This window comes from Burkholderia mycopellens, assembly GCF_964265025.1.
Lineage (GTDB): Bacteria > Pseudomonadota > Gammaproteobacteria > Burkholderiales > Burkholderiaceae > Burkholderia.
In genome coordinates this window covers 852,119-865,789 of the sequence record NZ_OZ183802.1, presented here as the reverse complement: position 1 = coordinate 865,789, position 13,671 = coordinate 852,119, and the positions used below count along the sequence as shown (strand labels likewise).

Below are 13,671 nucleotides of genomic sequence, written 5' to 3'. Positions count from 1 at the left end.
CTTGGAACACGTATCAAGCAGCTCCGCCACTATGCCTCTGCGCAGCCCCCAAAAAGGTCTGTTCGCGCGCATCAAGAAAATCAATCCGTTGCTCGCTATTACGGTGGTTTTGCCGACAGCGATCGCGACGCTATATTTTGGCTTGATCGCATCCGACGTTTATGTGTCGGAATCGCGCTTCGTGGTGCGGAGTCCGCAGCGCGTCACGCAAACCAGCGTTGTCGGCGCACTCCTGCAGGGTTCGGGCCTCTCCAGCGCAGACGCCAACACCTATCCGGTGATCGACTACATTCGCTCGCGCGATGCGTTGCAGGAACTCAATCAGGGCAAGTACATCGAGAAGGCCTATGGCGACCGCGGCGACTTTGTCAGCCGCTTCCACCACAGCCTTGACGACAGCTTCGAAGCCCTGTGGAAGTACTACGGCAATCACGTTGTTACGGTCGATTTCGATTCTTCCGCGTCGATCACGACGCTCAAGGTCCGGTCGTTTACTTCGCAAGACGCGCAAAACATCAACGAACGCCTACTGCAGTACAGCGAACGCCTCGTCAATCAGATCAACGCGCGCGCAGCACGGGACGCAATCAAATTCTCGCAAGATCAGGTAAACCTGGCCGCAACCAAGGCCAAGGACGCCGCTGCCGCGCTGGCGGCCTACCGAAACTCGAAGGCAGTCTTCGACCCGGACAAACAATCCGCGCTTCAGTTGCAGCAGATCGCCAGCCTGCAAAAGGATCAGTTCGACGCTCAGAATCTGCTCGTCCAACTGCAGTCTGCCGCGCCTGCGAACCCCCAGGTCGCGCCACTCAAGACACGCATCGCGACGCTGCAAAAGCAGATCGAGATGATGACCGGCTCGGTCACTGGCCGAAGCGGTTCGCTGTCCGACAAGGCGGCAAGCTACGTACGACTCCAACTGGACGCGGAATTCGCAAACAAGGAACTCGCATCGGCCATGACGTCTCTCGAGAATGCTCGCGCCGAAGCCCAGCGCCAGCAGTTGTATCTCGAACGCATTGTCCAGCCGGGCAAGCCTGACGTCGCAATTGAACCAAAGCGACTGCAATCCATCGCAGCGACATTTCTAATGGGCATCGTTGCGTGGGGGATCCTCACCATCTTCATCGCCGGCGTGAAAGAGCACAAGGACTGAGTCCGCGATGCAACCACAATCGTCCTTCGCTCGGTCATTCAAGATCCAGATGCGTGTGATGGGTGCGCTCATCATGCGCGAGGTCATCACACGGTATGGCCGCCACAATATCGGCTTCATGTGGCTGTTCCTGGAGCCGATGCTGTTCACTCTGGGCATCACGACACTCTGGACGCTACTCAAGGCGACGCACGGAAGCACGCTGCCGATCACCGCGTTTGCAGTGACAGGCTATTCGTCCCTGATACTGTGGCGCAATTGCAGCAACCGATCGGTCAAGGCCATCGACGTCAACCTGGCGTTGCTCTACCACCGGAACGTGCGCGCCTTCGATGTGATCGCGACTCGCATCATTCTAGAAATCATCGGCGCGACGTCGTCGCTGATCGTCCTCACGATCGCATTCTCGGCCGTCGGGCTGATGAGCTTTCCCGTCGATATCCTGACAATTCTGATCGGGTGGTTCCTGCTGTGCTGGTTTGCGTTCGCGCTCAGCCTCACCGTGGGGGCCCTCTCCGAAAGATCGGAGACGATCGAGCGGGTCTGGCATATCGTGACCTATCTGATGTTTCCGTTGTCCGGCGCAGCATTCATGGTGGACTGGGTACCGCCGAGCTACCGACATCTCGTGCTTTGGGTGCCGATGGTGCATGGCACCGAAATGATCCGGCACGGATTTTTCGGTGCCGCCGTGCATACGCACGAGGACCCCTGGTATTTCGCAACGTTCAACGCCGTGCTGTTGCTGATCGGGCTCGCGCTCGTTCGGGAAACCGGCCGGCGCGTGGAACCCGAATGATCATTCTCAACGACATCGTAAAGACGTACCACACGCGCTCGGGCAATCGGAATGTGCTCGGCGGCGTCAATTTGCGTGTTGCAAAGGGCGAGAAGGTGGGCATCCTGGGCCGCAATGGCGCAGGCAAGTCGACCTTGATCCGCCTGATCAGTGGCGCCGAATTGCCGACAAGCGGCAGCATCCACCGCGGCATCAGCATTTCATGGCCACTCGCCTTCGGCGGCGCATTTCAGGGCAGCCTGAGCGGACTCGACAACGTCCGCTTCATCTGCCGCGTCTACGGCGCGCCGATTCAGCCGGCCATCGATTTTGTCGAAGAGTTCTCCGAACTGGGCATCTACCTGAAGGAACCGGTCAAGACCTATTCTTCCGGAATGCGAGCCCGGCTGGCCTTTGCCATATCGCTTGGCGTCGAGTTCGACTGCTTCCTGATCGACGAAATCGTGGCGGTCGGCGACAGCCGCTTCCATCAAAAATGCCACGTCGAGCTATTCGAGAAGCGACAAGATCGCGCCATGATCATCGTCTCACACAGCCCTCAATACATTCGCGAGCACTGCAGCCGTGCCACCGTACTCGACAACGGCAAACTGCACGACTTCGACTCCGTCGACGAAGCACTGCATCACTACCATCTGTTGTCGAGCTAATCGCTGTCGCTTCAAACCAGCATCCGCACAATGCGACGCATCGGCAGCAACCGTTGACAATGTTCGATACCGGCCGCCTTCCTTCGGTTTGCGGCCAAGGCATCGACCCAGGTCGCTGCCTTGCGCCCCCGTCCGTGCCCGGCTTCCGATGAGTCAACGCTCGACGTCCCATCAATGACTTCCCGATCACAATAGCTGGGGTCAATTTTTGATCGCGGCTTGCCCCACCCTAGGTCGTCGACGGAATTTCTTAAACACCCCATCTACATTGACAACCATGAGTGCGTGCCGAGGCTCGATTACACGCGCCGTACCGCCCAATGCGCGCATGAGCCGCGTTTCGACGGATGCTCGCTTGGCTCGGATGCATTCGCTCAAGTTCGTCAACTCGCCGCTCGGATCATGAGGAAAGCCACCTGCAATATATTGATTCGTGCGTGGTTCGAGGGATAATCCCCCTGCACCAAATGTCAACGCATTGCTTGCGCAGTTGTCCGATGCTCACCGCCGAATCCGGTAATCGGTAACACGTGACCGGCAACATAGTCACTACGTCACGACAACCCACGAATGGGACCAGCAACGACATCCGGAAATCTGAACTGATGGCACATGTCAAGTTGAAAAAATGACCGAGAAACGGGATTTTCATCTGGCTCTGACATTATCTGAACTTGATCACATGAGATGTCGTGCGCATTTGTGCGTCATCCGCGAGTCCAATTCTCACCGACCCCGCATCGCGCCCCGGCACGGTGCAACGTTTGCGCAATCCCCTCATCGGAGCAAATACTGCGACCCGGCCGATCAACCAGCCGAATAGCATTCCCGACCTATGTCGAATATCGCGACGAACGCGCACCAGAGCATCGCTGTGACAGATTTGCAACACCGACGTAGGGTTGACGATCGCCCCACTCCCGCGCAGCGTACATCACATTCGCGGTACGCCACGAATGTGATGATGGTCGTGAGTCGCTCATATCCAGCAACTCGACGCCTTTCCCCGGCGATGATCACCACCACCACGCTTTTTCGAGCCACGGGAGCGCATAAGAAAGGCATCAGAGGCAGTTCCTCATCTAAAAAATTCGAGCGTCCGCGACCGGCAATCTCAACACACTGGAAAATTCATGCAGGATGTGAAAATATCTTCTGTTTTGTCAGGCATCATCATCTGATTTTACAATCGTATCGTTGCGGCGACGGCAAATGGGGCTATTTCGGATGAGTCCGTCACCGTAGTAGATAATTTATAACGAAACCGGGAATTCGTCAGACCATCGGATCCAGACATCGGGCGTGCACTTCGCACGAACGGACAAGACGTGAACTCGGCACCAATCTCGTCCCGAGAGTCGTCCACAGCATTGAGAATACAATGCGTATCGCGTGACGCGGTGACATGCTAGCGGACCATTATCGAGCCATCAGGGGCAGTCGCGTTCGCGCGCGTCCGTCCTCGACAGATTTCAGCGTATTCCTAACCTACTCACACCGCCACGGCGGTCAAACACCTCGGGGAACTTGTTTCCATGATTCAAATGCATAACCCTGCAGCCAGTCTTTCAGAGTTGTTCGGTTACCATGACGAACGATTCGTCACCGTCGCTTATCAAACGCTTTTGCGGCGTGCGCCGGATGCTGAGGGCATGCACTACTATTTGAATCGCCTCCGCACAGGCATCAGCAAGACCGAGGTGATCGCGCAATTGTGTCTGAGCACCGAGGGCAAGGCGGCGCGCGTCGTACTCCCCGGCCTCGACAAACTGCTTCAGGCTCACAAGCGCCGCAAGCTGTTGTCGCCACGCTTGTGGTTCCGGCGTTCATGGGCACCTGAAGCGCTGGAGCAAGAGCATACCGTTCGAGCGATCGAAAACAAGCTGAACGCGTTCAGTGATGCCATTCAGTTGCAGATGGCCGAGTTCGATCGCAAGCTGGATCGATTGACCGCGCTGGTGGAATCGCTCAGGGCTGGCGACGCTTCGACCGCGCTGCCTGCGCCTGCGCCCGTTGCGACGGTGGAATCAGCCTATCAAGCCGCAGCCGTTCACGATCCGATTGCCCGCCGCTATGATGCCGCGCTGGTAGCCCTGCGTTCGCGCTTCATCGCCCAGGCGTCCGAACCGTCGGCCATCAAGACGGATATCCGTATCTCGATCCTGATGCCGGTCTACAAGGTACCGCTCGAGTACCTGGCGAAGGCGATCGAGTCGGCGCAATACCAGAGCTACACGAACTGGGAGCTATGCATCGTCGACGACGGTTCCAACCTTCCGGATCTCGCGCGATTCCTGAATGACGCCGCCGCCCGCGACTCACGCGTCAAGGTCTCGATCGAGGAAACGAACCGTGGCATTGCTGGCGCAACCAACATCGCGCTCGCGATGGCGTCCGGAGAATTCGTCGCCTTGCTCGACAACGACGACATGCTCACGTTCGATGCATTGCATCACGTCGTGTCGGCACTGCACGAGAACCCTGCGCTGGACATGATCTACTCCGACGAGTGCAAGATCGACGATGCCGGCAATCCGATCCAGCTGTTCACGAAGCCGGACTGGAGCCCGGCCATGCTGTACAACTGCATGTACACCGGCCATCTGTCGATCTATCGGAAGTCTCTGGTCGAAAAGGCTGGCAGGTTCCGGTCCGAGTACGATTTCTCCCAGGATTACGATCTCGCGCTGCGCATCGCCGAGATGACCGAGCGCATTCATCACATCGACCGCGTGCTGTACGGCTGGCGAATGATTGCGGGCTCTGCCGCGCAGGGCGACAAGCCGCACGCGCGTGCAACCAACATCGCCGCACTTCAAGATGCGGCAGCCCGCCGCAATCTGCAGGGAGAAGCCTGCCCAGAGCGTGCCGCCAACCACTTGCGGATCGCTGTCTCGTCGATGACCGAAAAGGTCTCGATCGTCATTCCATCGGACAATCTCAACAATATCCAGGATTCGATTGCATCGATTGTCGACAACTCGTTGTATCGCAACTATGAAATTCTGGTCGTCACGAACTCGAAGCTGATCAAGAAACTGAACAAGTCCAGGGTACCGGAATGTGTCCGGTTTGTTCCGTTCGACAAGCCATTCAATTTCTCGTTGAAGTGCAACGAAGGGGCTGCACTGGCGACCGGCGAGATCGTCATCTTCTACAACGACGATGTGCGAGTCGTGTCGAAGGACTGGATCGAAATGATCCTCGAGGGCTTCGCTGTCGACCCGAACGTCGGCGTTGTCGGCCCCAAGCTCCTGTACGAGAACTATCTGATCCAGCACGCCGGCATGGTAACCGGTGTGCGCGGTCTGGTCGGCACGGCATTCCATTGCCTGCCGCATGAAACCGACACGCATTTCAGCATGGCCATGTGGCTGCGTGAGGTATCGCTGATCTGCGGCGCATGCCTCGCGATGCGCAAGAGCGTGTTCGACCAGATCGACGGTTACGACGCAATCAATGCACCGATTTCGCACTCCGACGTCGATCTCTGCTTCCGAGTACGCGAAAAAGGATACTCCTGCCTCTACACGCCGCATGCAACGCTCATCCATATCGGCCACATGTCGATCGCCGAAACGGAGAAAGCAGAAGTTGTCCACAACGTTCCACGCAAAAAGGACAAGTCCGACATCTTCTTGCTGCGCCGCTGGGGCAAGGAGACATCGTACGATCCTTATTTCCCGCCGGCGATGCGCGACATCCTGTTCCATGACTCCCCGGATGCATGGCAACTCCATGCCGACGTTCCTCAGGCGCCGGAAGGGGGTAAGGACATCCTGCTGGTTTCGCACGACCTTACAGGTAGCGGTGCGCCGCGTGTTGTGTTCGAGATGGCTCGGGTACTGCGCGAGGCCGGCCATTTCGTCGTCGTCGCGTCACCGACGGATGGCGTCTTCCGTCAGCAGCTCAACGATCTCGGTGTGCCGGTTATCATCGACGAGCTCCTGCTGCGCCAGCATCCTTCCGTTGAACGATTCGCTCGCAATTTCGATCTCGTGATCGCCAATACCGTTGTCACGTGGCCGGCAATCAAGCAATTGAGTTCGGTCGTCGACACATACTGGTACATCCACGAAATCTCGCTACTCGAGCATCTACTGAATATTCAGCCCGACATCACGGAGGCATTCTCGGTGGCGAAAGGCGTGTGGGCCGGCAGCGACCATGCTGCCGTGCTCGTCAAGCGTCTGCGTGCCGACGCCGAAGTGATCAAGTATGGTGTACAGCCTCACAGCGACAAGCCCTTGCCCCCCGCAAAGGGGCGCTTGCCGCTGAACGTGTCGCTGATGGGCTCGTATGAGCCGCGCAAGGGCCAGGACCTGGCCGTTGCGGCATTCGACCTGCTGCCGCCGGAATACCGCTCGAAGCTTCGCCTCAATCTTTACGGGCGGGTACTCGACGAGCATTTCTTCCGCGCAGTCGAGACCAATGCACGCACGCTGCCGGAAATCACGATCCGGACAGAGATTCCGTACGACCGCTACGTCGAGGAATTGTCCGCGGCGGATGCGATCCTGATCGCGTCCCGGGACGATACGCTCCCGCTCGTATCAATCGACGCGCTCGGTGTTGCCAAGGTACTCTTGTGCACGAATACGACTGGCACGTCCTCGTACATCGAACACGGCGTCTCCGGCTTTGTGTCGCGGTCGCCCGAACCGCAAGCGATCGCCGAGATGCTGCGCGAGGCCGTCGATCGCGCCAATGATCTGCCGGCGATCGCGATTGGCGGCAAGAAAGTGTTCGACAATCAATTTTCGGTCCAAGCGTTTACAAATTCCTTTTTCACTGCGTGTGGCGTAGCATCCGACGCCCACGCGAGGGAAAACCATGCAACAGTTTGACGACGGGAAATCGCTCGCCGGCGCACGCTGCACCGTGCTTGGTGCCAATGGCTTCATTGGCACGAATCTGTGTCTCGCGCTGCACCGCGCCGGTGCTACGGTGATCGGAGCCGGACGGTCCACGACTGCTCGAGTGGAACTGGCTAACAAGGTCACTTGGCACCGTGCCGATCTCGCGACGGGAAGCGGGCTCGACGATGCGATCCGAGGCAGCGATTTCGTCTTTCATCTCGTCAACACGCTGCTGCCCGCGCCCTCCAACGAAGCAAAAGCCCGCGACGTTGAAGAGAATCTGATCGGCACACTGCGCCTTCTCGAGCTATGCCGCACACACGGCGTCAAGAAGGTGATATATGCGTCGTCCGGTGGAACGGTGTACGGCCCCCAACCCGTCGTACCGATCATTGAAGACGCCATTCCTCGTCCGATCTGCTCGTACGGCATCGTCAAGCACGCCGTCGAGGGCTACCTGCACCTGTTCCGCCATTTGCACCAGCTTGATTACGTCGCGCTGCGTATCGCCAACCCTTTCGGCGAATATCAGATGCCGCATGAACAGGGATTGATCGCCAATCTCTTCGGCAAGGCACTGAGCCATGCTCCGATCGGAATCTGGGGGGATGGAAGTGTCGTACGCGACTATGTGTACATCCAGGACGTCGTCGAGGCGATCATCGCATCGACGATGTTGGACGCGCCGCACGCGCCGCGCATCTTCAACATCGGCAGCGGCGTAGGAAAATCCGTCAACGACGTCATTCAGTCGATCGCCGGTATTCATCGTGATTTGCCGAGCGTGGAATACAGCCCCGGCCGCGCTGCGGATGTTCCGATGAACGTCCTCGACATCCGTCGCGCACGGGACTACCTGGGATGGACGCCTCGCACCGATTGGCAGTCCGCGCTGGTGACAACGTACCGCTGGTTGTGCGGCGCACTGGATGTGGTCGAAGGTTCGCCCCCGTATGCAGCAACTGCGTAACTGGGCCGGGTGGATTGGACGATGGCGGTGGACGGCGAAACATCTCGACATCGGCATCTCGCCTGACAGGGACGGCGTAATCGCGACACTCACACGCCCCGTTAGTCCCGGCTGGTACATGGTCGAGCTAGAGGTCGCATCAAGTGCAGTGCGCTGCAGATGCACGATCCACGCCGTTGCGAACCGGGAGCAGACCACCTTTCCGCTCTTCGTTTACTCCGGTCGATTGTGCAAGCGGTTGATTTTCGTCGAGCGAAGCGGGCGGATACAATTTCAATTCGACCCGCCAGCAGCCGGATTCTCGATCATCCAGTTTGCACTCATCCGGGTATCGCACGGCTTCGCAAAGTCGCGCATGCACAAGCGGTTGCTGTCAACCGACCCCGCGTATCGCGTGATGACTCGGCGCGCGCCCCGCGCAATCGCGACACACGAGCTCTGGCAGCATTACTGCGCAGCATTCGATCAACGTAGTGAACACGCACTGTATGCACATTGGGTACGCGAGTTCGACACGCCAAATAATGAGGATCAAACGGCCATCCGCGGCGCGATCGCGCAATGGGTGAACCCGCCGCTCATTTCTGTCGTCGTACCGGTGTACCGCCCGAATTGCGCGTGGCTTCGCCAAGCCCTCGAGTCGGTTCGCACGCAGTCCTATCCTCACTGGGAACTCTGCATTGCCGACGACGGATCAGCCGATCCGGACGTCACAGCGCTGCTCGACGAATTCCGCGCGAATGACGCACGAATCAAGGTCGTATATCGCCCCACCAACGGCGGCATTTCGGCAGCGTCGAATTCAGCGCTGGAACTCGCAACCGGCGCGTGGATCGCATTGCTCGACCAGGATGACCTGCTTGCCGAGCACGCGCTCTTCTGGATCGCAGACGCGATCGGGCAACTGCCGCATGCTCGTCTGATTTATTCGGACGAAGACAAAATCGACGAGATCGGCGTACGCTCGGATCCATACTTCAAAAGCGATTGGAACAGGGACCTGTTCTATTCGCACAACATGATCTGCCATCTCGCGGCCTATTCGCGTGCGCTCGTCGTCGAGGTCGGCGGATTTCGGCCGATGTTCGATGGGGCCCAAGATTACGATCTGGCGTTGCGGTGTATCGAACACCTTCCGTCAACATCGATTCATCACATCCCGCGCATTCTCTATCACTGGCGTGTACACGGCGGCAGCACGGCCTCCGACACCGGCGCCAAACCCTACGCCCTCGCCGCGGGACAGCGCGCGCTCGACAGTCACTTCGAGCGGAAGAACATCGCAGCACACGTCGATACGGATGGCTCCGCATACCGGGTACGCTACCCGCTCCCGTCTGCCCGGCCGCTGGTCAGCCTGCTCATCCCGACTCGTAACCAGGTCGAACTGCTGCGCGTCTGCGTGGAATCCATTCTCGGCCGGACTCAATACCCCGACTTTGAGATCCTGATCATCGATAACGGCTCGGACGATCCCGATGCCTTGCGGTATTTGCGCGACATTGCTGCCGAGCCACGAGTCCGGGTTATAGGCGACCCGCGTGAATTCAATTATTCGCGCCTCAACAATCTTGCGGCCAGACATGCGCGCGGAGCCGTACTCGGGCTCATCAACAACGACATCGAGGTCATCAACTCAGACTGGATGACCGAACTGGTCAGCCACGCGGTGCGTCCGGAGGTCGGCGCAGTCGGCGCGAGGCTTTGGTACGGCGACGATACGATCCAGCACGCCGGCGTGGTACTTGGTATTCATGGTATCGCCGGTCATGTCCATCGCTTCCTCCCCAGGGGAAACCGCGGCGTACGTGATCGGGCAAGCGTGATCCAGTCATACTCGGTGGTGACCGGCGCATGCTTGTTCGTCCGAAAAGCGCTGTACGAGGAAATTGGCGGCCTAAACGAGGTGGACCTCGCGGTCGCGTGCAACGACGTCGATTTCTGTCTCCGGCTGCGCGAGGCAGGGTATGTCAACGTCTGGACGCCTTATGCTGAGCTCTACCATCACGAATCCGCGAGCCGCGGTTTCGACGATGCGCCCGAGAAGAAGGAGCGCAGCGCGCGCGAAGTCGCGTACATGCAACGCGCGTGGGGCGAACAACTGCTCAACGACCCGGCCTACAATCCGAACCTCAATCTCGACGCGGAGGATTTCGGCTACGCATGGCCGCCCCGCGTCCCCACCGCGCGCATCGCGCTTGCTCGTCACTACGCCGAACGGCCCGTCATTCCGACATGAGTCATCCGAACCCATCCGACACGCCCCGGCGAGTCCTGCTGGAAATGCGCCCTGCCCTCGACGGCTTCGCAGGTATTCCGCAAGAAACCCGGCTTCTGTTTCGCAATCTGGCCAGCAGCCCCTCGATCGAAATTACCGGACTGCTGCAGACATCGCTGCGATTTCTGGAGCCCGGCACCTCGTTGCTCGAAGATAGCGAGGACAACGCTACATCTCCGGTCAGCGAGCAGTTCAATCGCTACTCACGAGCCATCGTCAGTCTCGATACAAAGCCGAGCGGCAAGCTTTTGAACGAAGTCGAACTGTATCTGAAACGTCGGCGCGTCGCGTACGGTTTGATGCTGTCGACCGCACTGCTTGGCGAGCGCAGCAAAATTCCGCTCACTCGCTTCGAGCCGCGCCACTTCGAGGAGTACGTGTGGCAAGCGCTGTTCAGCAAGACCTTGCCGGCAGAGGACTTCGCACGGGTCACGTCGCGTCCGTTCCGTGTATGTACGATTCCGTGGAATATCATGCAGTCGGCGGGAATGCTGTCTGCCAAATGGCTCAAACGCACCATTTATCCGACGCTCGACACGACCGGGCACGACATCTTTATCGCGCAGACGCCGTATCCCGGCCGGGTCGCGTCGGGTACCACGTTGGTCGTTCGCTATCACGACGCGCTGCCGATCTTCATGCCACACGTATTCGCGAACAAAATGCGACATCAGGCGGCGCACTTCCGAGCCCTGGCCGATAACGTCGCTCAGGGCGCGTATTTTGCGTGTGTCTCGGAGTCCACTCGTCAGGACCTGCTGTCGGTTTTTCCAGAGCTGGATGCGCGCACCGTGACCATTCCGAACATGGTCTCGCACCACTACTTTCCGGAAGACTCACCCGCGAACCGCGTCGAGTCGATCGTCCTGACGAGGCGCAACGTCAATATCACGAACGCTCCCTCAAGGCTCGCACCCGGTTCGCCGTTCCGCTATCTGCTGATGGTATCGACACTTGAGCCGCGAAAGAATCATTCGATCCTGATCTCGGCGTTCGCGGCACTGCGTGCAACGGTCGATCCGGAACTGAAACTCGTGATCGTGGGCGGTATCGGATGGGACGCAGATCCAATCATCCGGGACATGCAACCGTGGATAGAGCAGAATGTGCTCTATCCACTGGAAAGGGTTCCAGCCGATGAATTGCGAGTGCTCTATCGCCATGCAGCCGTGACCGTCTGCCCGAGTCTCGCGGAGGGGTTCGACTTTTCAGGCGTCGAAGCAATGCGCAGCGGAGGCTTCGTCGCCGCATCGGATATCGCCGTACACCGGGAAATCTATTCGGATGCCGCGGAATATTTCGACCCGCATTGTGTAGCGAGCCTGACCGACTGCCTCGAACAGATGCTTCACTCCCCAGATGCAGGCGGCAAGCGTCTGGACGCTATCGAGCGAGGCGCGGACATCTCGGAGCGATATCTGCCGGGCAATGTCTTACCGCAATGGGGCGAGTTTTTCGCGCGAATCCCCTCTCGCGCGTGAACGCAGCACGAGGAGCGTATCCTCCGCTCCTCGCCTGCAATTCAGGCAATCTCCGTCAGAAGTACTCGGCTTCAGCAAATGTGGATGCGGCCGCATCCTTCGCTGATACGAGTGCCTCGTCCTTCACCGGCCACTTGATCGCCAGCTCCGGATCGTTCCACTTGATTGCGCGTTCGGCATCCGGATACCAGTAGTCGGTCGTTTTGTATAAAAATTCGGCCGACTCCGACGTCACGACAAAGCCGTGCGCGAATCCCTCCGGCACCCACAGCTGCCGCTTGTTCTCGGCGGATAACGTGACGCTAACCCACTGGCCAAACGTCGGGGACGAACGGCGGATGTCGACAGCAACGTCGAGCACTTCGCCCGACACGACACGCACGAGCTTGCCCTGCGCGTGTTGAATCTGGTAGTGCAGTCCGCGCACGACGTGCTTCGCCGACTTCGAGTGATTATCCTGGACGAACGAAACCGATCGCCCAACGGCCTCTTCGAAAACCTTCTGATTGAAGCTCTCGAAGAAAAAACCTCGCGCATCGCCAAATACCTTCGGTTCGAAGATCTTGACGTCGGGGATAGCAGTCTCAATAACGTTCATCGCGCCGCTTCCGTCAGAATGTCCTTGAGATACTGGCCATAACCGTTCTTGCTCAGCGGCTGCGCCAGGCGAAGCAGTTGCTCGGCATCGATATAGCCGAGTCGATACGCCACTTCCTCGATGCATGCAATCTTCAGGCCCTGGCGATGCTCCATCGTAGCGATGAATTGCGATGCGCTGAGCATCGATTCGTGCGTGCCGGTGTCGAGCCACGCATAACCCCGCCCCATCGTCTGCACGTCGAGCGTGCCCTCCTTAAGATAGAGTGCGTTGAGGTCGGTGATCTCGAGTTCACCACGCGGCGACGGCTTGATCGACTTCGCGAAGTCAACGACGTGCTCGTCATAGAAATAGAGGCCTGTCACCGCAAAATGTGATTTCGGCTGCGCCGGCTTTTCCTCGATACTGATGGCCTTGCCGGTGTCGTCGAACTCCACGACCCCGTAACGTTCCGGATCATGTACGCGATAGGCGAACACACTGGCCCCGGATACCTTGGAGGCGGCCTTTTGCAACAACGGTGCAAAATCATGACCGTAGAAGATGTTGTCGCCAAGGATCAGCGCTGACGGATCGCGACCGATGAACGACTCGCCGAGCATGAACGCTTGCGCGAGCCCGTCGGGACTCGGTTGCACCTTGTATTCCAGGTTGATGCCCCACTGCGATCCGTCGCCGAGCAGTTGCTCGAAGCGCGGCGTATCCTGCGGCGTCGAAATGATCAGGATGTCCCGGATTCCCGCGAGTAGCAAGGTGCTCAGCGGGTAGTAGATCATCGGCTTGTCGAAAATCGGCAGGAGTTGTTTGCTGATGGCCTGCGTCGCGGGATAAAGCCGGGTACCGGACCCGCCGGCGAGAATAATGCCTTTTCGTTTCATGT

9 protein-coding genes are annotated in these 13,671 nt (G+C 58.7%); 7 read left to right on the top strand and 2 right to left on the bottom strand.

What is annotated here, in order from left to right; genetic code table 11:
• Position 1 precedes the first annotated feature (1 nt).
• The 7 genes from ACPTTC_RS04055 to ACPTTC_RS04025 all read left to right on the top strand — a co-directional run bounded on the left by ACPTTC_RS04055 (position 2) and on the right by ACPTTC_RS04025 (position 12,193).
• Entirely contained in the window at positions 2–1,156 is a 1,155-nt protein-coding gene (locus ACPTTC_RS04055) for a hypothetical protein (protein ID WP_423391620.1), read from the top strand.
• Positions 1,157–1,163: 7 nt separating this feature from the next.
• Positions 1,164–1,955 carry an ABC transporter permease gene (locus tag ACPTTC_RS04050; RefSeq protein ID WP_423391619.1) on the top strand — a complete coding sequence of 264 codons (792 nt, stop codon included), beginning with the start codon at positions 1,164–1,166 and terminating at the stop codon, positions 1,953–1,955.
• Positions 1,952–2,605 (top strand): ABC transporter ATP-binding protein, encoded by a 654-nt coding sequence (locus ACPTTC_RS04045; protein ID WP_423391618.1) that lies wholly within the window; start codon positions 1,952–1,954, stop codon positions 2,603–2,605. Before ACPTTC_RS04050 ends, ACPTTC_RS04045 begins: the two co-directional genes overlap by 4 nt.
• A gap of 1,535 nt (positions 2,606–4,140) precedes the next feature.
• A complete protein-coding gene (locus ACPTTC_RS04040) occupies positions 4,141–7,452 on the top strand; it encodes a glycosyltransferase (protein WP_423391617.1) in 3,312 nt (1,103 codons plus the stop codon).
• Positions 7,439–8,434 carry an NAD-dependent epimerase/dehydratase family protein gene (locus ACPTTC_RS04035; RefSeq protein WP_423391616.1) on the top strand — a complete coding sequence of 332 codons (996 nt, stop codon included), beginning with the start codon at positions 7,439–7,441 and terminating at the stop codon, positions 8,432–8,434. The genes ACPTTC_RS04040 and ACPTTC_RS04035 overlap by 14 nt, the downstream gene beginning before the upstream one ends.
• Positions 8,418–10,673 carry a glycosyltransferase family 2 protein gene (locus tag ACPTTC_RS04030; protein ID WP_423391615.1) on the top strand — a complete coding sequence of 752 codons (2,256 nt, stop codon included), beginning with the start codon at positions 8,418–8,420 and terminating at the stop codon, positions 10,671–10,673. Before ACPTTC_RS04035 ends, ACPTTC_RS04030 begins: the two co-directional genes overlap by 17 nt.
• Positions 10,670–12,193 (top strand): glycosyltransferase family 4 protein, encoded by a 1,524-nt coding sequence (locus ACPTTC_RS04025; protein WP_423391614.1) that lies wholly within the window; start codon positions 10,670–10,672, stop codon positions 12,191–12,193. The genes ACPTTC_RS04030 and ACPTTC_RS04025 overlap by 4 nt, the downstream gene beginning before the upstream one ends.
• A gap of 55 nt (positions 12,194–12,248) precedes the next feature.
• On the opposite strand, the gene rfbC is transcribed toward ACPTTC_RS04025, so the two are convergent.
• Complete coding sequence (gene rfbC, locus ACPTTC_RS04020) at positions 12,249–12,791, bottom strand: dTDP-4-dehydrorhamnose 3,5-epimerase (protein WP_423391613.1); 543 nt, start codon at positions 12,789–12,791, stop codon at positions 12,249–12,251.
• Positions 12,788–13,669 carry a glucose-1-phosphate thymidylyltransferase RfbA gene (gene rfbA / locus ACPTTC_RS04015; RefSeq protein WP_423391612.1) on the bottom strand — a complete coding sequence of 294 codons (882 nt, stop codon included), beginning with the start codon at positions 13,667–13,669 and terminating at the stop codon, positions 12,788–12,790. Before rfbA ends, rfbC begins: the two co-directional genes overlap by 4 nt.
• Between the last annotated feature and the right edge of the window lie 2 nt (positions 13,670–13,671).

Coding starts and splice junctions, on each gene's coding strand:
- rfbA (WP_423391612.1), bottom strand. CDS start 13,669: ATGAAACGAAAAGGCATTATTCTCGCCGGCGGGTCCGGTACCCGGCTT.
- ACPTTC_RS04040 (WP_423391617.1), top strand. CDS start 4,141: ATGATTCAAATGCATAACCCTGCAGCCAGTCTTTCAGAGTTGTTCGGT.
- rfbC (WP_423391613.1), bottom strand. CDS start 12,791: ATGAACGTTATTGAGACTGCTATCCCCGACGTCAAGATCTTCGAACCG.
- ACPTTC_RS04035 (WP_423391616.1), top strand. CDS start 7,439: ATGCAACAGTTTGACGACGGGAAATCGCTCGCCGGCGCACGCTGCACC.
- ACPTTC_RS04025 (WP_423391614.1), top strand. CDS start 10,670: ATGAGTCATCCGAACCCATCCGACACGCCCCGGCGAGTCCTGCTGGAA.
- ACPTTC_RS04045 (WP_423391618.1), top strand. CDS start 1,952: ATGATCATTCTCAACGACATCGTAAAGACGTACCACACGCGCTCGGGC.
- ACPTTC_RS04050 (WP_423391619.1), top strand. CDS start 1,164: ATGCAACCACAATCGTCCTTCGCTCGGTCATTCAAGATCCAGATGCGT.
- ACPTTC_RS04030 (WP_423391615.1), top strand. CDS start 8,418: ATGCAGCAACTGCGTAACTGGGCCGGGTGGATTGGACGATGGCGGTGG.